Origin of the sequence: Falsiroseomonas algicola (assembly GCF_011040385.1) — a bacterium.
GTDB classification, from domain to species: Bacteria; Pseudomonadota; Alphaproteobacteria; order Acetobacterales; family Acetobacteraceae; genus Falsiroseomonas; species Falsiroseomonas algicola.
In genome coordinates this window covers 193,645-213,774 of the sequence record NZ_JAAIKB010000002.1, presented here as the reverse complement: position 1 = coordinate 213,774, position 20,130 = coordinate 193,645, and the positions used below count along the sequence as shown (strand labels likewise).

The 20,130-nt window shown below is 70.3% G+C and carries 20 protein-coding genes; 10 read left to right on the top strand and 10 right to left on the bottom strand.

From position 1 onward, the window contains the following. Positions 1 to 108: 108 nt before the first annotated feature. Genes G3576_RS06335 through G3576_RS06300 form a run of 8 tightly spaced genes read right to left on the bottom strand, consistent with a single transcriptional unit; the run spans position 109 to position 7,921 of the window. Positions 109 to 1,671 (bottom strand): ABC transporter substrate-binding protein, encoded by a 1,563-nt coding sequence (locus G3576_RS06335; RefSeq protein WP_164693511.1) that lies wholly within the window; start codon positions 1,669 to 1,671, stop codon positions 109 to 111. Positions 1,672 to 1,721: 50 nt separating this feature from the next. Further along, the gene (locus G3576_RS06330) at positions 1,722 to 2,843 is read right to left on the bottom strand and encodes an NAD(P)/FAD-dependent oxidoreductase (RefSeq protein ID WP_164693510.1); all 1,122 of its coding nucleotides are present in this window, start codon (positions 2,841 to 2,843) and stop codon (positions 1,722 to 1,724) included. Between the two features lie 5 nt (positions 2,844 to 2,848). Next, positions 2,849 to 4,201 (bottom strand): NAD(P)/FAD-dependent oxidoreductase, encoded by a 1,353-nt coding sequence (locus G3576_RS06325; protein WP_164693509.1) that lies wholly within the window; start codon positions 4,199 to 4,201, stop codon positions 2,849 to 2,851. Continuing rightward, positions 4,198 to 4,473, bottom strand: a complete 276-nt coding sequence (locus G3576_RS06320; RefSeq protein WP_164693508.1) for a (2Fe-2S)-binding protein — start codon at positions 4,471 to 4,473, stop codon at positions 4,198 to 4,200. Before G3576_RS06320 ends, G3576_RS06325 begins: the two co-directional genes overlap by 4 nt. Continuing rightward, the gene (locus G3576_RS06315; RefSeq protein WP_164693507.1) at positions 4,470 to 5,165 is read right to left on the bottom strand and encodes an SDR family NAD(P)-dependent oxidoreductase; all 696 of its coding nucleotides are present in this window, start codon (positions 5,163 to 5,165) and stop codon (positions 4,470 to 4,472) included. The genes G3576_RS06320 and G3576_RS06315 overlap by 4 nt, the downstream gene beginning before the upstream one ends. After that, complete coding sequence (locus G3576_RS06310; protein ID WP_164693506.1) at positions 5,158 to 6,144, bottom strand: ABC transporter ATP-binding protein; 987 nt, start codon at positions 6,142 to 6,144, stop codon at positions 5,158 to 5,160. The genes G3576_RS06315 and G3576_RS06310 overlap by 8 nt, the downstream gene beginning before the upstream one ends. 44 nt (positions 6,145 to 6,188) lie before the next feature. Further along, positions 6,189 to 7,196, bottom strand: a complete 1,008-nt coding sequence (locus G3576_RS06305; protein WP_164693505.1) for a Gfo/Idh/MocA family protein — start codon at positions 7,194 to 7,196, stop codon at positions 6,189 to 6,191. After that, complete coding sequence (locus G3576_RS06300) at positions 7,193 to 7,921, bottom strand: enoyl-CoA hydratase/isomerase family protein (RefSeq protein ID WP_164693504.1); 729 nt, start codon at positions 7,919 to 7,921, stop codon at positions 7,193 to 7,195. The genes G3576_RS06305 and G3576_RS06300 overlap by 4 nt, the downstream gene beginning before the upstream one ends. 166 nt (positions 7,922 to 8,087) lie before the next feature. Between G3576_RS06300 and G3576_RS06295 the strand changes: the two genes are divergently transcribed. From G3576_RS06295 to G3576_RS06270, 6 genes are all read left to right on the top strand, one after another. Further along, positions 8,088 to 9,626, top strand: coding sequence for an acyl CoA:acetate/3-ketoacid CoA transferase (locus G3576_RS06295; RefSeq protein ID WP_164693503.1), 1,539 nt, complete (start codon positions 8,088 to 8,090; stop codon positions 9,624 to 9,626). Next, the gene (locus G3576_RS06290) at positions 9,623 to 10,060 is read left to right on the top strand and encodes a MaoC/PaaZ C-terminal domain-containing protein (protein WP_164693502.1); all 438 of its coding nucleotides are present in this window, start codon (positions 9,623 to 9,625) and stop codon (positions 10,058 to 10,060) included. Before G3576_RS06295 ends, G3576_RS06290 begins: the two co-directional genes overlap by 4 nt. An 89-nt stretch (positions 10,061 to 10,149) precedes the next feature. Next, complete coding sequence (locus G3576_RS06285; RefSeq protein ID WP_164693501.1) at positions 10,150 to 11,148, top strand: TRAP transporter substrate-binding protein; 999 nt, start codon at positions 10,150 to 10,152, stop codon at positions 11,146 to 11,148. Between the two features lie 64 nt (positions 11,149 to 11,212). Further along, entirely contained in the window at positions 11,213 to 11,731 is a 519-nt protein-coding gene (locus tag G3576_RS06280) for a TRAP transporter small permease (protein ID WP_164693500.1), read from the top strand. Beyond that, complete coding sequence (locus G3576_RS06275) at positions 11,728 to 13,047, top strand: TRAP transporter large permease (protein ID WP_164693499.1); 1,320 nt, start codon at positions 11,728 to 11,730, stop codon at positions 13,045 to 13,047. The genes G3576_RS06280 and G3576_RS06275 overlap by 4 nt, the downstream gene beginning before the upstream one ends. Before the next feature lie 112 nt (positions 13,048 to 13,159). Then, the gene (locus tag G3576_RS06270) at positions 13,160 to 14,920 is read left to right on the top strand and encodes an ABC transporter transmembrane domain-containing protein (RefSeq protein WP_164693498.1); all 1,761 of its coding nucleotides are present in this window, start codon (positions 13,160 to 13,162) and stop codon (positions 14,918 to 14,920) included. A 6-nt stretch (positions 14,921 to 14,926) separates the two neighbouring features. Here the strand turns inward: G3576_RS06270 and cysK are convergent, their stop codons facing one another. Continuing rightward, positions 14,927 to 15,925: a cysteine synthase A gene (cysK, locus tag G3576_RS06265; RefSeq protein WP_164693497.1), complete on the bottom strand. Its 999-nt coding sequence runs from the start codon at positions 15,923 to 15,925 to the stop codon at positions 14,927 to 14,929. A gap of 138 nt (positions 15,926 to 16,063) precedes the next feature. Here cysK and G3576_RS06260 point away from each other — a divergent pair, with 138 nt between their 5' ends. Beyond that, positions 16,064 to 16,516, top strand: a complete 453-nt coding sequence (locus G3576_RS06260) for an RrF2 family transcriptional regulator (protein WP_164693496.1) — start codon at positions 16,064 to 16,066, stop codon at positions 16,514 to 16,516. Here G3576_RS06260 and cobA read toward each other — a convergent pair. Further along, on the bottom strand, positions 16,476 to 17,300 hold the full coding sequence (gene cobA, locus G3576_RS06255) for a uroporphyrinogen-III C-methyltransferase (protein ID WP_328728550.1): 825 nt from the start codon (positions 17,298 to 17,300) through the stop codon (positions 16,476 to 16,478). The genes G3576_RS06260 and cobA overlap by 41 nt on opposite strands. A 231-nt stretch (positions 17,301 to 17,531) precedes the next feature. Between cobA and G3576_RS06250 the strand changes: the two genes are divergently transcribed. Genes G3576_RS06250 through G3576_RS06240 form a run of 3 tightly spaced genes read left to right on the top strand, consistent with a single transcriptional unit; the run spans position 17,532 to position 20,033 of the window. Next, positions 17,532 to 17,849, top strand: coding sequence for a DUF2849 domain-containing protein (locus tag G3576_RS06250; protein ID WP_164693495.1), 318 nt, complete (start codon positions 17,532 to 17,534; stop codon positions 17,847 to 17,849). 5 nt (positions 17,850 to 17,854) lie between these two features. Then, a complete protein-coding gene (locus G3576_RS06245) occupies positions 17,855 to 19,546 on the top strand; it encodes a nitrite/sulfite reductase (RefSeq protein ID WP_164693494.1) in 1,692 nt (563 codons plus the stop codon). Beyond that, the gene (locus G3576_RS06240) at positions 19,533 to 20,033 is read left to right on the top strand and encodes a DUF934 domain-containing protein (RefSeq protein ID WP_164693493.1); all 501 of its coding nucleotides are present in this window, start codon (positions 19,533 to 19,535) and stop codon (positions 20,031 to 20,033) included. Before G3576_RS06245 ends, G3576_RS06240 begins: the two co-directional genes overlap by 14 nt. Positions 20,034 to 20,130: the final 97 nt, after the last annotated feature.

Sequence of the window (20,130 nt, the reverse complement as noted above, 5' to 3'; positions counted from 1 at the left end):
TGGGATGCACCGCGGACTGCGCAGCCCCCCTCACCCCACCCCTCTCCCCCCGTCCGGGGGAGAGGGAGTCGAGGCGCGTCGGGCGCAGGGGCGCGCGGTGCACCATGATCACCGGATGCGGGTCGCTTCGGTGATGAGCGGGCCGAGGGACATGCTGCCCTTCAGCTCATAGCCATAGTCCACGTTGTCGCGGCGGGCGAAGACCAGCAGGGTCTCCAGCAGCGGCACGCCGCAGACATTCTCGATCAGGATCTTCTGCGCCTCGGCCCAGAGGCGGCGCTGCTCCTCGAGGTTCGTGGAGACCCGCGCCGCGTCGATCTGGCTGTCGGCCTGGTCGCAATGGGAGAAGTTCGTCACCGCCGTCGGCGTCTGCACGCGCGAACGGCCGTGGTAGAACTGCGTCAGGTAGATGTCCGCCACCGGGAAGCGCGCGGCGGAGTAGTAGACCAGCGGCGAGAGGTCCTGGCGGATCTGCTGGTGCCAGGTCGCGTGCTCCACCACCTGCAGATCGAGCGTGATGCCGGAGCGGCGCAGCTGCTGCTGCACCACCTGCATCATGGTCAGCATCTCGGGCAGCTGGGTGTGGATGACACGGATCGTCAGGCCGTTGGGATGCCCGGCCTCCGCCAGCAGCGCGCGGGCGCGGTTGCTGTCAAAGGGCAGCAGCGGCGTGGCGTTGGAGAAGCCGAGATAGCCGCGCGGCACCAGGCTCTGCGCTTCCCGCGTCACGTCCTGGCCGCGGAAGCGGACCAGCTCCGGCCGGTTGACGGCATGGGCGAGGGCGCGGCGCACGCGGATGTCGTTGAAGGGGGGCTGGCGGGTGTTGAGGTTGAGGATCGCCAGCTCACCGGGCTCGAAGACATCGACGACGGTGTTCGGAATCTGCCGCGTGCGGTTCAGCCAGGTCTGGTCCGCGCGGCCGTAATTCACGTCCAGCTCGCGGTTCTGGTAGGCGAGGTCGCGGGAGGCGTCGGAGGGGATGAAGCGGTAGGAGATGCGGGCAAGCTGCGGCGCCCCGCGGAAATACTGCGCATGCGCCACCAGCTCGGCGGACTGGTTCGGCGTCACGCGGTCCAGCGCGAAGGGGCCGGTGCCGATCGGGTTGCGGGCGAAGGCGTCGCCGCGTTCCTGCACCGCGCGGCGGCTGACGATGTAGCCGCCGGAATAGTTCGTCAGGATGCCGAGCAGGCTCGGGACGTTCTCCCGCAGCGTGATGCGGACGGTGTGGCTGTCCACCGCCTCGATGTTCTCGAAGGCGCGGAAGTCGGCGGCGAAGGCGGAGCTTGCGGCGGTGCCGGATTTGCGCAGGCTGAAGACCACGTCCTCGGCCGTCAGCTCCCCGAAGCCGCCATGGAACTGCACGCCGCGGCGGAGATGGAAGGTCCAGGTCTTGCCGTCCGCGCTGCTCTCCCAGCGCTCCGCCAGGTCGGGCTCGATCTCGGAGGGATCGATGGAGCCGGGCTTGAAGCGAACCAGGCCGTTGAACATCCAGGCCACGACCACGCGGTCGATGGTGGAGACGGCGAAATGCGGGTCGAGCCGCCCGACATCCTGCGCCGCCATGCCGACGCGCAGCGTCTGGCCTTGCGCCTGGGCTTCCTTCGGCACCGTGCCGATGACCGCCGCCAGCGCCATGACGCTGCCGAGCAGCGCCGCCTTCAATCCTCGCATTGCTTTCGCCTTCCCCGTCCCAGTCGATGGCCCCTTCGGGGCCGGATTATTCAGGCCGCTACAGACTGCACCTGGAAGCGCCCGATGTCGAAGGCGTCCAGCGGCACGTCGGTGCGGCCATCCATCACCAGTTCCGACAGCACGGCGCCGATGCCGGGCCCGGTCTGGAAACCTTCGCCGCAAAGGCCGAAGGCATGCAACAGGCCCGGCGTCGTATGCGACGCGCCGATGACCGGAAACCTGTCGGGCATCTGCCCATCGGTGCCGGACCAGGACCGGATGATCATGGCATCGCGCAGCGCGGGCAGCACGGCGATGGCGCGCTGCATCGCGCCAAAGGCGGCCTGCGGCGTGGGGCGGACGCGCAGCGCCGTCTCGTCGCCCTCCCCATGGCCGCCGCCGAAGATGACGTTGCCGCGGGGAATCTGGCGGAGGTAGAGGTCGCCGCCGACGACGCCCAGGCTGTTGCGGAGGAAGTAGGGCAGCGGCTCCGTCACCAGCATGTTGGGGTGCAGCGCCTCCACCGGCACGGGCTCCCCGAAGCTCGCCGCGACCTGGCCGCCCCAGAAGCCGGCGCAGTTCAGCAGCCAGGGGGCGCGGAATTGCTGGCCATTGGCCGTCACGTGGAACAGCGCGCCGTCATGCGCCATGGCCGTGACGGCGTGATGCTCGCGGATGGAGGCGCCGGCCGCCTTGGCGGCGCGGGCCAGGGCCGGGGCCAGCAGGCGGGGATTGGCGCTGCCATCCTCCTCCATCAGGCTGCCGGCGATGACCGTGTCGCTGAAATAGGGGTGCTGGTCGCGGATGGCGTTGCGGCCGATCATGCGAGGGCGCAGGCCGAATTCGGCGGCCTTGGCGTTCCAGTCCAGCAGGGATTGTTCCTCGGCCTCGCTGCGGGCGAGCTTGAGGTGGCCGCAGGGGTCGAATTCGGCGTCGGTCCCGGTCAGTTCGGGCAGCCGCGCCCAGATGGCGCGGGACTTGATGGCGAGCGGCAGGCCGGCGGGGTGGCGGCCCTGCTGGCGGACGCCGCCGTAATTCGATCCCGTGGCCTGGCTGCCGACCAGGCCGCGTTCCAGCAAGATGGTCGGGACGCCGCGGAGCGCCAGGTGCAGGGCGGCCGAGGTCCCTGCCCCGCCGCCCCCGATGATGATGACCTCGGCGTCCTGCTGCATCCGGCCTACTGAACGGGTATGGGTTTCACGGGGGGCTGGCCGCGCAGGCGGCCGACCTCATCGACCTTCACGCCCAGCGCATCGGCCAGGACGGCGGCGGCCGGCGGGCCGCAGAGGCGGCCCTGGCAGCGGCCCATGCCGACGCGGGAGAAGGCCTTGGCGCGGTTCATCTCCGGCGCCTCGGCGGCCGCCGCGGCGCGGAGTTCGCCGGCGCTGATCACCTCGCAGCGGCAGACCGAGACCTCGTCGGCCATCTTGGCCGCGAGCTTGGCGGGATAGGGGAAGGCGCGGTCGAGCGCGGCGCGGAAGCGGGCTTCCGTCCGCAGGCGCCCGTCGAGGTGGTTGGTGAGCGCGGCGTCGGACGGCAGGTGGGCATCCGCCAGCAGGGCCAGCGCCGCGCGGGCGCCGGCGAGTTCCGCGACCTCCGCGCCGCCGATCCCGGCGCCGTCGCCGGCCAGGAAGACGCCCGGCACGGGGGTGCGGCCGGCGGCATCGCGGCGGGGCACCCAGTTCTGCTGCTTCGTGTCGTAGTCGAAGGGCACACCGGCCAGGTCGGCCAGCTGGCTTTCCGGCTTGAGGCCCCAGCCCAGGGCCACGGCGTCGCAGGGGGTGACGTGTTCGCGCCATCCGCTGTCGCGCCAGCGCAGCGCGGTGACGGCGGTGTCGCCTTCGATCGCGATGGGCGTCGCGTCCTCGGCATAGGGCACGCCGGACAGGCGCAGGCGGAGGTCCATCAGCACGCCGCGCAGGAAGGTGGGCGCGTTCCAGAGCAGGCCGGAGGTCTCCCAGGCCTTCTGCAGGAAGGGGGTGGTGTCCAGCACCAAGGCGGGCTTGGCGCCGGCCTTGATGTATTGCAGGGCCGTCAGGATCAGCAGCGGGCCGCTGCCGACAAGCACGGGGGACATGCCGATGCCCACCCCCTGCGCCTTGAGGGCGACCTGCGCGCCGCCGAGGGTGGTGACGCCGGGCATGGTCCAGCCGGGCATGGGCACTACGCGGTCCACCGCACCGGTGCAGAGGATGAGGGCGTCATAGGCGATCTCGCCCTGCTGGCTGCCGCCCGTCAGGGTCTGCAGGGTGCGGGCTTCCGGCCGGATGTTCCAGACCAGCGTGTCGGGCCGCCAATCCGTGCGGGGCTTCATGGCATCGAGCGTGGCGTGCAGGCGCTTCGCGCGGCCGGAATCGGCGCCGTAGAGGCTGGCGGCGTCCCGCTTGAACCCGGCGGGCGGGCGCTGGGTGATGCGGCCGCCCCCATCGGGGCTTTCCTCGATCCAGATCGGGCGAAGCCCCGCCCGGACCAGTTGTTCAACCGCGCGGATGCCAGCGGGGCCGGCACCAACCACCACCACAGTCTTCATCGACGGATCACCCTCATTCCAGGTTCCGCCAATGTGGTGCAGGAACGCCGGATTCCAGAGCCCTCCACGAGAACCCAGCAATCCTGGCAGGCGCCCATCCAGCAGAAGCCGGCCCGGCCGCCATCCCCGAATTCGCTGGTGCGGACATGGGTCAGGCCGCCTGCCAGCATCGCCGTCAGCAGCGTATCGCCTTGTTTGGCCACGATTTCGGCGCCGTCCACGGTGAAGGCGATGGCCGGCCGGTCCTGGTCCACCAGGCGCGTGACGGTCATGCCAGCGCCTCGAAACGGCAATTAACCTTGATCTCTCCGACCGTCGCGGAATTGGGCAGGCGCAGCACCGTCTCCACCAGCACGGCCACATCCTCCGGCCGGCTCATGGCTTCGCGGGGCCACTTGGCGCGGGCGGTCATGTCGGTGGCGACGAAGCCGGGGCAGACCGCGGTGGCGCGGATGCCGTGTTCCCAGCCGAGGCGCCTCACCTCCTGCGTCAGGGCCACCACGGCGAATTTGCTCATGGCGTAGCCCAGATTCTCATTGGCGACGCGCTTGCCGGAGAGGGAGGCGAGGTTGACCACCCTGCCCTGCCCGCCGGCGACGAGATGCGGCCAGGCGGCGCGGATCAGGCGCATCGGCCCCTTCACATTCACCCGCCATTGCTGGTCGATGGGCGCCTCGTCCTCATCCAGCAGCCGGCCCATGGGGTTGATGCCGGCGGCGTTCACCACGGCGTCGATGCGGCCGAAGCGGGCCATGGCGGCGGCGACCCAGGCTTCCGAGGCGCCCTCCTGCTCCGCATCCCAGGGGTGGAGCATGAGGTCCGGCCCGGCGGCGAGCTTGCTGGCGCTGCCCCGGATGCCGGCGGAGACGAGCCAGCCGGAGCCATGCAGGCGGCGCAGGATCTCCCGCCCGATACCGCGGGTGGCGCCGGTGATGAGGACGACCCGCCCGACAGGATCAAGCACTGGCGAAGACCTTTCCTGTGGCGACGTGGCAGCGGGCGGCGTGGCCGGGTGCGGTCTCGGCGAGGACCTGTTCCTGCTCGCAGCCCGCGCGGCGCTGCGGGCAGCGCGCGGCGAAGCGGCAGCCCGGCGGCATGGCATCCAGCGGTGGCACACGGCCCGGGATGGCCGAGAGCGCCTGGCCCGCGGCATCGAGGCGCGGGATCGCGGAGAACAGCGCCCGCGTATAGGGATGCTGGGGGCTGGCGAAGATGGCCTCGACCGGGCCCTGCTCCACGATCTCCCCGGCATACATGACGGCCACGCGGTCCGCGATCTGCGCGACGACGCCGAGGTTGTGGGTGATGAAGACCACCGCCATGCCGTATTTCGCGCGGAGATCGGCGAGCAGGCCGAGCACCTGCGCCTGGATGGTGACGTCGAGCGCGGTGGTCGGCTCATCCGCCAGCAGCACGGCGGGCTCGCAAGCGAGCGCGATGGCGATCATCACGCGCTGGCGCATGCCGCCGGAGAACTGGTGCGGGTATTCCGAGAGGCGCGTGGCGGCGGAGGGGATCTTCACCTCCTCGAACAGCTCCCGCGCACGGGCGAGGGCGGCCTTGCGGTCCAGGCCGCGATGCAGGCGCAGCGCCTCCGCCACCTGGTCGCCGACGGTCATGACCGGGTTCAGGCTGGTCATCGGCTCCTGGAAGATCATCGCCATGCGGTTGCCGCGGATGGCTTCCAGCTGCTTCTCGCTGAGCCCCGCGATGTCCTGCCCATCCAGCACGATGCGCCCGGCGGCGACGCGGCCATAGGGCGGCTGCACCAGCCCCATGACGGACAGCGCGGTGACCGACTTGCCGCAGCCGCTCTCGCCGACCAGGGCCAGCGTCTCGTTCCGCGCGAGCGTCAGGGACAGGTCCCGCACGGCGGGGTGCCACTGGCCGGCGATGCGGAATTCGGTCCGCAGGCCGATGAGTTCGAGGGCCGGTCTGTCCATCGCGGCCACGTTGAACCAGCCCTGCGCAGGCTTCAAGACGGTGACTAGAGCGTGACGAAACTTCCCTCTCGCGCGCTGCGCAGGATGGCCTCGATCGTCCGCTGGACGGAAAGACCGGAGGCGCCGCTGTTGCTGGGTGGACGTTTTGCCGCGATGGCGTCCAGAACCTCCGCGATCATAGAACGGTGGGGGCCGTGGTCGAAGGCCATCGGGTCCGCGCCACCGCCGCCGGCGAGGCCGCGGTCCAGGATCTCGACCGGCTGGCCCTTCAGGTGGAGTTCGAGGCGTTCGGCGACGAGGACGGCACTGCCGCCGGTGCCGGCGATCTCGATGCGTTCGGGGAAGCCGGGCTCCGCGACCGTGGTGGCATCCAGCACGCCGATGGCGCCAGAGGCGAAGCGGAGGGTCGCGGCGGCGATGTCCTCCGTATCGATGGACCGCAGCGGGCTGGTGACGGCCAGCGCCGCCAAGCGGTCCACGGGGCCGGCGAGGTGCAGCAGCAGGTCGAGGGTGTGGATGGACTGCGTCAGCAGCACGCCGCCGCCGTCGCGCGCCTTCATGCCGCGGCCGGGCTGGGCGAAATAGGCGGCATCGCGCCACCAGCGGATGGAGGCGGAGCAGGAGAGGAGCTTTCCGAGCGCGCCGGAGTCGATGGCCTGCTTCAGGCGGAGCGAGGCGGGGCGGAAGCGGTGCTGGAACACCACCGCCAGCGTGATGCCGGCAGCGGCGTCGAGCAGGCGCTGGGCGCGCTCCGCGGTGATCTCCAGCGGCTTCTCCACCAGCACATGGCGCCCGGCGGCGGCGGCGGCCTGGACCATGGGGAGATGCGCGCCCGGGGGTGTCAGCACCAGCAGCAGGTCGCTGGCGGCGATCACCGCATCCAGGCTGTCGAAGACCGGCACGGACCAGCGCGTGGCGAAGGCCGCGCGGCGCTCGGCGCTGGGGGAGAAGCCGCCGGCGAGGCGAAGCCGGCCCTCGGCCTCCAGGTCGCGCAGCGCCAGCATGTGCGGCTGCGCGGCCATGCCGAGGCCGATCAAACCGACGCGGATCATGGCGTGCTCCCTTCGCGCAATGCCGCCAGGCAGAGCACATTCATCTCGTTCTCATAGGCAAGGCCGGCGGAAAGCGGCGCCTCCATCGACTGGCGCACCGCGGCCTTCACCGCCTGCACGGCGACGGGGGAGAAGCCCGCCAGCTTCCGGCAGAGGGCGAGCGCGGTGTCGGTCAGCGCGTCCTCAGGGACGAGTTGTTCGACGAGGCGGAGACGATGGGCCTCCTCGGCCTCGATCGTGTCGCCGGTCAGCAGCAGGCGCATGGCCTGGCCGGTCCCGATCAGGCGCGGCAGCAATTGGGAGGCGCCGCCGCCGCCGACCCAGCCGCGCGTGACCTCGGGGAAGCCGATGCGGGTGGAGGGGGCGGCCAGGCGGATATCGGCGGCCAAGGCCAGTTCGAAGCCGCCACCCAGCGCCCAGCCCTTCAGCGCTGCGACGACGGGCTTGCGGATGGACCGCACGGCGCCGGGATAGTCCGGGCGGTGGCGGAAATCCCAGGCGGTCCGAAAGGCCTCGATGGCCTTGAGGTCCATGCCGGCGCAGAAGGCGCGCGGGCCGGCGCCTTCCAGCAGCACGGCGCGGATCGTGCCGTCCGCGTTGATCGTGCGGGCGTGGTCGGCCAGCTGCTCCGCCATCGCATTGGTGATGGCGTTGTGCTTGGCGGGGCGATCCAGCGTCAGGCGCGCGACCACCCCTTCCCGATGCAGCAGGACCTGCCCGTCCATCCGTTTCCATCCCCGTTGTCGCGGGATAGCCTACAGCACGATCTGTCCGAATGGACAGATCTCGTGCTGTAGAAGCTGTTGTTTCTAAAGCACGAAATCGGTTCACACTGATTCAGTGTGAACCGATAGTGCTTTAGCGGCAAATCACTCGGAGGGAATGGGCGGGATGCGCAGGGTCTCGGCGGCGCAGGCGGCTTCGCTGGTGCGGGATGGCGACACGCTGCTGATCGGCGGGTCGGGCGGCGGGCATGCGGTGCCGGATGCGCTGCTGGCGGCGCTCGGCCAGCGCTTCCGGGATGAGGGGCTGCCGCGTGGCATCACGGCGCTGCATCCGGTGGGGGTGGGCGATGGCGGCAGTCGCGGCCTAGGGCACCTGGCGCAGAAGGGGCTGCTGCGGCGCAACATCGCGGGCAGCTTCGTCAACAGCCCGCCGGTCGGGCGCATGGCGCTCAACGATGAGATCGAGGCCTGGTCCCTGCCGCAGGGGGCGCTGTCGCAATTGATGCGGGAGATGGCGGCGGGGCGGATGGGGCTGTTCACCAAGACCGGGCTGCACACCTTCGTCGATCCGCGCCTGCAGGGCGGGCGGCAGAGCGCCTCCGCGACGGAGGATCTGGTGACGCTGGAGGTGGTGCGGGGCGAGGAGATGCTGTTCTACAAGCCCTACCACATCGACATCGCCTTCCTGCGCGGCACGACGGCGGATGAGGATGGCAACGTCTCCATGGAGCAGGAGGCGGTGACGCTCGAGATGCTGAGCGAGGCGCAGGCGACGAAGCGCTGCGGCGGCATCGTGGTGGTGCAGGTGAAGCGCATGGCGGCGCGCGGCACGCTGCATCCGAAGATGGTGAAGATCCCGGGCATCCTGGTGGATCTGGTGGTGGTGGAGCCGGCGCAGGAGCAGACCTTCCTGGTGCCCTATTCCACCGCCTATTCGGGGGAGCTGCGCATCCCGCTGGATGACATCCCGGTCCTGAAGCAGGATTCGAGAAAGGTGGTGGCGCGACGGGGGGCGCTGGAATTGTTCCCGCGCGCCATCTGCAACCTCGGCTCCGGCATCTTCACCGGCATCGCGAATGTGGCGGCGGAGGAAGGGTGCCTGGACGCCATCTGCCTGACCAACGAACAGGGCAATGTCGGCGGCGCGCCGGCGAGCGGCGGGGATGCGGGGGCGGCGATGAACCCGGACGCGCAGCTCGACCAGCCCTACCAGTTCGACTTCTACGATGGCGGGGGGCTGGACCTGGCGTTCCTCTCCTTCGCGGAATTCGATGCGGCGGGAAACGTCAATGTCTCCCGCTTCGGGGACAAGCTGATCGGGCCTGGCGGCTTCATCAACATCAGCCAGAATGCGAAGCGCGTGGTGTTCGGCGGCACGCTGACCGCCGGCGGCAAGCCCAAGGCGGTGGCGCAGGTGGAGCAGATCACCTTCTCCGGCGCCTATGCGCGCGCGCGCGGGCAGCCCGTGCTGTACGTGACGGAATGCGCGGTGTTCCGGCTGGGGGATGCGGGGCCGGAGCTGGTCGAGATCGCACCGGGGCTGGCGGTGGAGGACATCGCGGGGCGGATGGGATTCCGGCCCAGCGTCGCGACCGACCTGCGGGCGATGGATGCACGGCTTTTCGCGGCAGGGCGCATGGGGCTGAAGGCGGAGATCGCGGCGAAGCCCGGCAAGCAAGTGAACCCAAGGCTGGCGGCGCTGTGATCCTCGGCATCGAGGCGGGCGCCACGGAGAGCTTCACCAAACCGGTGACGGAGCGCGACCTGCTGCTGACCGCCGAGATCACCGGCGACCACGACCCGCTGCATGTGGATGAGGCCTATGCCGCCCGCACCGCCTATGGCCAGCGGATCGCGCATGGGGCGCTGGTGCTGGGGCTGTTGTCCTCCACCGCGTCGCGGATCGCGCACCGCGCCATCGCGGGCGGGGCGGAGGGCGTGCCCGTCTCGCTCGGCTATGACCGCGTCCGCTTCCTGGCGCCGGTCTTCGTGGGGGATGTGCTGACGGCGCATTACAGCGTGGAAAGCATCGACCCGGCGCGCGGCCGCAGCGAGGCGGCCTGCGAGGTGGTGAAGGCCGATGGGACGCGCTGCCTGGTGGCGCGGCATATCCTCAAATGGGTGACGGAATCCCGGTAACTGGGCGGTTCCCAAGCGGGCCGGGACCGCGCTAGCCTCCCTGCCACGAGCCGGGCGGATGACCCGGCCGAACAATGGGGAGCTTGTCCATGGAACGTCGCGCCTTGCTCGGCGGCATCGCCGCTGCCTCCGGCCTGCTGGCCGCACCGAATGTCGTCATCGCCCAGGCCCCGATCACGCTGAACGGCGCCAGCCAGTTCAATGACGAGCACGTCTTCAACCGCTGCATGACGCGGTTCGAGGAGCTGGTGAAGCAGTATTACGGCCGGCCCATCAACTTCGTGATGCACAAGAACAGCTCGCTGGGGCTGGAGAAGCAGTTCTTCGAATACATGTCGGCCGGCCGCGCGGTGGACTACGCCATCGTCAGCCCCGCCCACATGTCCACCTTCAGCCGCGCCGCCCCCTTCATCGACGCGCCCTTCCTGTTCCGCGACCTCGCGCATTGGAACACGGTGCTGGACCAGGACCTGTTCAAGCCGGTGGCGGATGAGGTGGCGCGGCGCGCCCGGGTCGAGCTGATCGGCTATGCCGGCGGCGGCATCCGCAACATCTTCTCCTCCCGCCCCGCCCGCAACATGGCGGAGCTGCGCGGGCTTCGCGTGCGCGTGCAGGGCGCGCCGATCTGGTCGCGCACCTTCCAGGCGATCGGCATGGCGCCGCAGGTCATCGCCTACAACGAGGTCTACAACGCCATCCAGAACAACGTCATCGAGGCCGGCGAGAACGAGGCCGCCGGTGTCGAGCAGATGCGGTTCTTCGAGGTGGGGCCGAACCTGCTGATGACGCAGCACGCCATCACCATCCGCCCGCTCTGCTTCTCCTCCCAGACCCTGGCGCGGCTGCCGCGGGAGCTGCAGGAGGCGATCCGCCGCGCGGGGCGGGAGGCCGGCGTCTTCGGCCGCCAGACGGAGAGCCAGGAGGATGAGCAGAAGGTGGCGGCGCTGGAAGCCGCGGGCCGGCTGCGGCGAATCCCCTTCACGGAGCGTGCGCAGATGAACGCCGCCGTGCTGCCGGTGATGGCGGCCTATGCGCGGGAGATCGATGCCGAAGGCATCCAGACCCGCATCAACGCCATCACGTCGTAAGGCGATCCGCGGGGTGGCGCGTGCCACCCCGCTTCCTGCCCTGCCCCTTCAAGGAATACACCGCATGGCGCCGCATTCCGGCGTGCGTGGCGCCCTGCGCCGCTTCAACCAGTTCTACGCCCGCTTCCTCGAATGGCTGCTGGTCTTCTCGGTGGCCAGCATCATCCCGCCCGTCGCGCTGCAGATCTTCGCGCGCTTCACCGAATTGCTGCCGCGCTACATCTGGACGGAGGAGGCGAGCCGCTTCCTGCTGGTCTGGACCGTGATGATCGGCGCCATGGTCGCGATCCGGGAGGGGACGCATTTCACCGTCGACTTCTTCCCCAACCTGAAGGGTCGCCAGCGCGCGGCGGCGGACCTGCTGGCGGGCTTCTTCGTCGTGGTCTTCGCGCTGGTCTTCGTCTGGTGGGGCTGGGAATTCACCGACAGCGCCTGGTACCGCATCAGCGAATTGGCGGAACTGCCGCTCTGGACCATCTACATCGCCTGGCCTGTCGCCGGCGTCACCTTCCTGATCTTCATGGCCGAGCGCATCTGGGATGACCTGGCGGTGCTGACCGGTGCCGAGGAACCGCGCGCATGATGGCCTCCACCCTTTCGGCCGGGCAGGCCGCGGCCTTCCTGTTCGGCGGCTTCTTCGGGCTGCTGTTCCTGCGCGTGCCGGTGGCCGTGGCGCTTGGCCTCGCCTGCCTGCCGCCGCTGCTGCTGGAGGATCGCCTCTGGCCCATGATCATGGTGCAGGAGACGTTCAACGGCTTCAACAGCTTCATCCTGATCGCGGTGCCCTTCTTCCTGCTGGCCGCGAACCTGATGAATATCGGTGGCATCACCGACCGGCTGGTGCGCTTCTCCCGCGCCATCGTCGGCCACATGCCGGGCAGCCTTGCGCAGATCAATGTCGTGCTGTCGATCTTCTTCGCGGGCATCTCCGGCAGTTCCACCGCCGATGCGGCGAGCCAATCCAAGATCTTCATCGATGCGCAGCGGCGGGAGGGGTATGATGACAGCTTCTCCGTCGCCATCACCGCCGTCTCCGCCGTGCTGGCGGTCATCATCCCGCCCTCGATCCTGATGATCGTCTGGGGCGGCGTGCTGACGGTCTCGATCGGCGGGCTTTTCCTGGCGGGCGTGCTGCCGGGGCTGCTGATCGGCGTGGCGCAGATGGCGACCGTGCATGTCTATGCCAAGGCGCGCGGCTACCCCACCTACACGCGGGCGACGCTGAAGGAATTCCTCGCCTCCTTCATCGTCTCCGTGCCCGCGCTGATGACGCCCTTCATCATCATCGGCGGCAAGATCTTCGGCTGGTTCACGGCGACGGAAGCCGCCTGCATCGCCGTGCTCTATGCCGGCGCGCTGTCCATCTTCGTCTATCGGGAGATGGACCTGAAGGGGCTGAAGACCGCCTTCATGGATACGGGCAAGCTGTCCGGCATCACGCTGTTCTGCGTCGGCACCGCTTCCGCCTTCGGCTGGCTGCTGGCCTACTACAAGATTCCGGAGGCCATGCTGTCCGGCGTCATCGCCTGGGACATGGGGCCGGTGCTGACGGGCTTCTTCATCGCCGCCGTCTTCCTGATCGTCGGCTGCTTCCTGGATGCCATCCCGGCCATCATCATCGTCGGCACCATCCTGCAGCCCATGGCGGAGCATGCAGGGCTGCATCCCATCCACTTCGCGATGATCTCCATCATGTCGCTGGCCTTCGGTCTGGTGACGCCGCCCTATGGGCTGTGCCTGATGATCGCCTGTTCGGTGGCGGGAATCCGGATCACGGATGCGCTGAAGGACACGATGATCATGCTGCTGCCGATGTTCGGGATCCTGGCGCTGCTGATCCTGTGGCCGGACATGGCGCTGCTGCTGCCGCGGCTGATCGAGCCTGATTTTCTGAAATAGGTTTGCTCGGGGTGGGGGAGCCTCCCTCACCCACCGTTGGACGCATGCGTCCAACCCCCCCTGTGGGGGGAGAGGGCTTTCCGACCGGCGGGGGAAGCGCCACCTTGGGCGGGTGAACACCTCCTCCCCCGCCCGCGCGCCGATCACCTCGCTGCGCCTGCTGCTGCCGCAGCTTCGCCCCTACCTGCCCCGCGCCATCGGCGCCGTCGTCGCGCTGCTGCTGGCGGCGGCCATGACGCTGGCGATCGGCCAGGGGCTGAAGGGGCTGATCGACAACGGCTTCAGCGGCGGGGCGGAGGGGCTGGACAGCGCGGCGCTGGTCATGGGGGGCATCGTCGCCGTCCTCTCGGTCGCGACCTCCGCGCGGTACTACCTGGTGTCATGGCTGGGGGAGCGGGTAGCGGCGGACCTGCGCCGGCGCGTCTTCGACCATGTGCTGTCGCTCTCGCCCTCCTTCTTCGAGACGGCGCGGACGGGCGACATCCTGTCGCGGATGACGGCCGACGTGGCGCTGCTGCAGTCGCTGATCGGCTCCGCCATCTCCATGGGGCTGCGCAACGCCATCACCGGCGCGGGGGCGCTGGTCATGCTGGTCGCGACCAGCGCCAAGCTCGCGGGCATCATGCTGGTGGTGCTGCCGATGGTGGTGGTGCCGCTGGTGCTGTTCGGGCGGCGCGAACGCCGGCTTTCCAAGACCGCGCAGGAACGCGTGGCGGATCTGGCGGCGACGGCGGAGGAAGCGTTGAACGGGCTGCGCATCGTGCAGGCCTTCACGCATGAACCGCAGGACCGCCGGCGCTTCGCGGCCGAGGTGGAGCGTTCGGTCGCCGCGGCGCTGCGGCGCATCGCATCCCGCACCGCGCTGATCCTGGCCGTCATCCTGTTCGGCTTCGGCGCCATCACCTTCAGCCTCTGGGTCGGCGGGCGGGATGTGGTGGAGGGGCGGATGACGGGCGGCGACCTTTCCGCCTTCGTCTTCTACGCCATGCTGCTGGCAAGCTCGAGCGCGACGATGAGCGAGCTGTGGGGGGAGATCCAGCGCGCGGCGGCGGCAGCGGACCGGTTGCTGGAGATCCTGGCCGCGGAGCCTGCCATCGCCGCGCCGCCAGTGCCCGTGGCGCTGCCCGTGCCGGCGGCGGGGCGGTTGGCGTTCGAGGAGGTCAGCTTCCGCTACCCGACGCGGCCGGATGCGGCGGCGCTGGACGGGTTCTCCCTGGCCGTCGAGCCCGGCGAGACGGTGGCGCTGGTCGGGCCCTCCGGCGCCGGCAAGACCACCGTCTTCCAGCTGCTGCTGCGCTTCTACGATCCGCAATCCGGGCGCGTGCTGGTCGATGGGGTGGATGTGGCGCGGGCCGATCCGGCGGCGCTGCGGGCGCGGATCGGCATCGTGCCGCAGGATGCCGCGATCTTCTCGGCCTCGGTCGCGGAGAACATCCGCTACGGGCGGCCGGATGCCAGCGATGAGGAGGTGCGCCGGGCGGCGGAAGCGGCGGCGGCGGATCGCTTCATCGCGAGGCTGCCGCAGGGCTACGAGACGCATCTCGGCGCGCGGGGCGTCACGCTGTCGGGCGGGCAGCGGCAGCGCATCGCGATCGCGCGCGCCATCCTCCGCGATGCGCCGATCCTGCTGCTGGACGAGGCGACGAGCGCGCTGGATGCGGAGAGCGAGCAGGCGGTGCAGCAGGCGCTGGAGGCGCTGTCGCGCGGCCGCACCACGCTGGTGGTGGCGCATCGCCTGGCGACGGTGCGCAACGCCGACCGGATCGTGGTGATGGAGGCCGGGCGGATCGTCGCGATGGGCACGCATGAGGCGCTGGTGCGCGAAGGTGGGCTCTATGCCCGGCTCGCGGCGCTGCAGTTCGGGGAGAATTGACGTGCGTCAGATTCCCTCGAACAGGCGCGTGCTGAGGTAGCGTTCGGCGAAGCTGGCGGCGATGCCGATGACGAGGCGGCCCTGCATCGCGGGATCGCGCGCCACCTCCAGCGCCGCATGCAGCACGGCGCCGGAGGAGATGCCGATGGGCAGCCCTTCCTCCCGCGCGCAGAGGCGGGCGGCGGCCAGCGCCTCCCGCTCCGACACGCGCATGACGGAATCGAGGCGTTCGAGTTCGAGAACGGAGGGGCGGAAGCCGGCGCCGATGCCCTGGATGTCGTGCGGGCCGGGTTCCTCCCCGGACAGCACGGCCGATTCGGCGGGCTCCACGCCGATGATGCGCAGTCCCTCGCGTCGCGGCTTGAGCGCGCGGGCGATGCCCGTCAGGGTGCCGCCGGTGCCGACGCCGCCGATGATGGCATCGACCTCGCCCGCGGTGTCGGCCCAGATCTCCTCGGCCGTCGTCGCCTCATGCACCGAGGGGTTGGCGGGGTTGTCGAACTGCCGGGGCATCCAGGCGCCGGGGGTGGCGGCGATGATCTGCTCCGCGCGCTGGATGGCGCCGGCCATGCCGCGGCGCGCGGGGGTGAGTTCGAGTTCCGCGCCCATCAGCTTCATCATCTTGCGGCGCTCGATGCTGGCGCCGTCGGGCATCACGACGATCAGGCGATAGCCCTTGGCGGCGGCGACGAAGGCCAGCGCGATGCCGGTATTGCCGGAGGTGGGTTCGACCAGCGTGGAACGCCCGGGCGCGATCAGGCCCTCCCGCTCCGCGGCCTCCACCATGGCGAGGCCGATGCGGTCCTTCACGGAGCCGAGCGGGTTGAAGAATTCGAGCTTGAGGGCGAGGCGGGCGGCCAGGCCTTCCTTCGCCTCGAGACGGGGGAGCCGGACGATCGGCGTATTGCCGACGATGTCGAGCACGCTGCCATGGATGCGGCCCCCTTGGAGGGAGGCTGACGGGCCGGCGGCAGGGGCGGGTTTCCGGCTGGAACGGTCGGGCATGCGGGGAAGCCTTCGGCGGTGCGCGGCGTTTCGGGGGATGTTCTGGCCCGCCCTCGGCCGCCTGTCCATGGCAGGGCTGGAAAATCACGCCAGGGCAATGTAGATAACGCCATCTCCAACGCGCGGGAATCGAGAAAAATGCTGCTCCGCCAGGATCGGATCATGACGGCGATCGCCGTGATGCTGGATGTCGGCTTCCACGCCGGGCGGGGCGGCGAGGTGACGGGCGGCGCCGATGTGGCGGAGCGGATGGGCGCGGCGCGCCGGGGGATCGAGCCGGTCTTCCAGGCGCTGTCCCGCACCGGGCTGCTGGACAGCGTGCGCGGCCCGAAGGGCGGCTATCGGCTCGGGCGCCGGCCGCGCGACATCAGGCTGATCGAGATCGTCAGCGCCGTGACGGAGGAACCGGAGGCGATGCCGGGCGACCTGACCGGGAAGCTGCAGGTGGCGGTGGTGGCGCCGCTGTGGCGGGAGCTGGAGGATGGGCTGCGGGAACGCCTGGCGGGGCAGACGCTGGACGACCTGCTGAAGCGCGCCCAGGCCGCCGGGCTCAAGCGGCCGACGACGGAGCCGCTGAACTTCGCGATCTGACGGCCGCCGGCACGGCGGCGCCGAGTCCGAGCGCCGCGACCTCCCCGATCACGACCAGGGCCGGCGTGGGCAGCCCGGCGCGGCGGGCATCGAGGGTGCAGGTGCCGAGCGTGCTGTGCAGGACCCGCTGATCAGGCGTCGTCGCCTGGGCGATGATGGCGACCGGCGTCGCGGCGGGGCGGCCGCCGGCCAGCAGGCGGAGCGCGATCTCATCCAGCCGCGACAGGGCCATGAAGGCGGCGATGGTGCCGCCGAGATGCGAGAGGGCGTCCCAGTTCACGGCGCCCGGCAGGTCGCCGGCCTCGTCATGTCCGGTCACGAAGGTGACGGCGCTGGCGACGCCGCGATGGGTCAGCGGGATGCCAGCCGCGGCGGGGGCGGCAATGCCGGCGGTGACGCCGGGGACGACCTTCCAGGGGATGCCGGCGGCGTCCAGCGCCTGCGCTTCCTCCCCGCCCCGGCCGAAGACGAAGGGGTCGCCGCCCTTCAGGCGGACCACACGCAGCCCGGCGCGGGCGCCGGCGATGAGGCGGGCATTGATCCTCGCCTGGGTGACGGGCGCGGCACCCTTGCGCTTGCCGACGGGGACGATCTCCGCGCCTGGGCGCACGAGGCGCAGCACCGCGCGGCCGGGCAGCGCATCATGCAGCACGAGGTCGGCGCGCTTCAGCGCCTCCGCCGCGCGAAGGGTCAGCAGGCCGGGATCGCCGGGGCCGGCGCCGACCAGCCAGACCTCGCCGGGCATCGGGCCCTGGGCCGGGCCGAGGGCGGAGCGCTTATCCACGGTTGACCATCGCTTTTCACCAGACAGGGGCGGGAGAACACCATACTCCAACACGATCGCCAATAGGGTCTTTGGGCGATGTATGACAGCCAATACGCACCAGCGGGGAAATTTTTTGGCATTTCGCGATGATACCGCGCCGCCGAGCGTTGATTACGCTTCTGGCGCGCGTTAATTAGCGCGGGCCACGCCAAGCGCGGCGCTCCGCGCGCCCCAGAGAAGGAAGCCACCATGGCCGCACCGGCGAAGACCCGCCCCGCCACCGCCCCGCTGGTGGTCACCGCGAATGATCTCCGAACCGGCCGCGTGGTTTGGCTCGGTGCCGGCGGATGGGTGGCGGAGGTCGCCGCGGCGCGGATCTTCCCGCCGGAGGAGGTCGCCGCCGCGCTGGCGCTGGGCCAGGCCGCGGAGAAGGCGCGGATGGTGGTCGGCGCCTATGCGGTGGAGGTATCGCCCGGGCCGGTGCCCGTGAAGTTCCGCGAAAGGCTGCGCGCCGCCGGGCCCTCGGTGGATGCAGAGCCGCGCCCGGCCCTCCAGCTGGCGTCCTGACCCCCATGGACCAGATCACCCACGCCATCCCGCCCCATGCCCGCACCTATCGCTACGACGAGGTGGACCGGGACTTCCTGGCCGCGCGCATCGCGGAGTTCCGCGACCAGGTGGCGCGGCGCCTGTCCGGCGAGCTGACGGAAGACGAGTTCAAGCCGCTGCGGTTGATGAACGGCCTCTATCTGCAGCTGCACGCCTACATGCTGCGGGTCGCCATCCCCTATGGCGTGATCGATGCGCGGCAGATGCGGCAGCTCGGCGTCATCGCCCGGCGCTGGGACCGCGGCTTCGGCCACTTCACCACGCGGCAGAACATCCAGTTCAACTGGACGAAGCTGGAGGATGTGATCGACATGCTCCAGGCCCTGGCCGATGTCGACATGCACGCGATCCAGACCAGCGGCAACTGCGTGCGCAACGTCACCACCGACGAATTCGCCGGCGCCGCCAAGGACGAGATCGTCGACCCGCGCGTCTATGCCGAGATCCTGCGGCAATGGTCCACGCTGCACCCCGAATTCACCTACCTGCCCCGCAAGTTCAAGATCGCCATCACGGGGGCGCCGCATGACCGCGCGGCGATCCAGGTGCACGACATCGGCGTGACGGCGAAGCGCAACGAGGCCGGCACCATTGGCTTCGAGATCTGGGTGGGCGGCGGGCTCGGCCGCACGCCGATCATCGGCACGAAACTGTTCGACTTCGTGCCGGAAGCCGACTTCCTGAAGACGATGGAAGCGGTGCTGCGCGTCTACAACGCGCTCGGCCAGCGCGACAACATCTACAAGGCGCGCATCAAGATCCTGGTCCGTGACCTCGGCGACGAGTTCCGGCGCCTGGTGGAGGAGGAACTCGCGGCGATGCCAGCCGGGCGCTATCGGCTGGAGCCCGGCATCGTAGCCGCCATCCGAGCGCATTTCGCGCCGCCGCCTTTCGCGGACCTGCAGGACGACCCGCCGCGCTACCGCCGCGCGCTGGAAGCGGACGCGGCCTTCGCGGCCTGGGCGCGGAACAGCACGCATCCGCACAGCGCGCCGGGCTATGTCTCCGTCGTCGTCTCCCTCAAGCCGATCGGTGGCATCCCGGGCGATGCCTCCGCCGACCAGATGGAAGCGATCGCCGAACTGGCCGAGACCTTCTCCTTCGGCGAGATCCGCGTCAGCCATGTGCAGAACCTGGTGCTGCCGCATGTCCGGCAGGAAGATCTGCACGCGCTGTGGAAGGGGTTGCGGCAGCATGGCCTGGCGACGCCGAATGTCGGGCTGATCAGCGACATCATCGCCTGCCCCGGGATGGATTACTGCGCGCTGGCCACCGCACGCAGCATCCCTGTGGCGCAGCGCATCAGCGAACGCTTCGCGAGCCTCGACCGGCAACTCGACATCGGGACGCTGCACGTCAACATCTCCGGCTGCATCAACGCCTGCGGGCACCACCATGTCGGCCATATCGGGCTGCTCGGCGTCGATAAGCGCGGCGAGGAGGTCTACCAGATCACGCTCGGCGGATCGGCAACCAACGATGCGACGATCGGCGAGCTGATCGGCCCTGCCTTCAGCTACGACAGCGTCGTGGACGCCGTGGAAACGCTGGTGCGCACCTATGTCGCGCATCGCGAACCCGGCGAGCTGTTCAAGGACACCTACCGCCGCATCGGGCCGGCGCCCTTCAAGGAAGCCCTCTATGCCCCTGCTTGACGGCGGCGCGCTTCGTCCCGACCCCTTCGCCACCATCGGTGACGACGACGCCCTGCCGGAAGGCGCGGCGCTGGTGAGTCTGGCGCGGCTGACCCGCGACGGCGAGGCGCTGGCAGGCCGCAACGCGCCCCTCGGCGTGGCGCTGCCGCCCGATGCCCATCCTGACACCCTCCGCCCCTGGCTGCCGCGCCTGGCGCTGGTGGCGCTGAGCCTCCCGAAACACCGCGACGGCCGCGCCTTCACCCAGGCCCGCGCCCTTCGCGAATACCACGGCTACACCGGCGAAATCCGCGCCACCGGGCACGTGATCCCGGACCAATACGCCGCCCTGCTGCGCTGCGGCGTCTCCTCCATCGAGGTGCCCGCCGACACCGACGCGAGGACATGGACCCGGATGCGGGACATCATCCCCCTCGCCTACCAGCCCTCGCAATCCGGCGACGGCCCGCCGGACCTGCTGCGGCGACGGGTGGGGTTGCGCGGGTGATTGCAGGGGGACGCCGTCCCCCTTCACCCCCTGCAAAGGGGCAGCGGCCCCTTTGATCCCCCTTCAATCACTGGGTGATGGGAGGGGCACGGCGCGC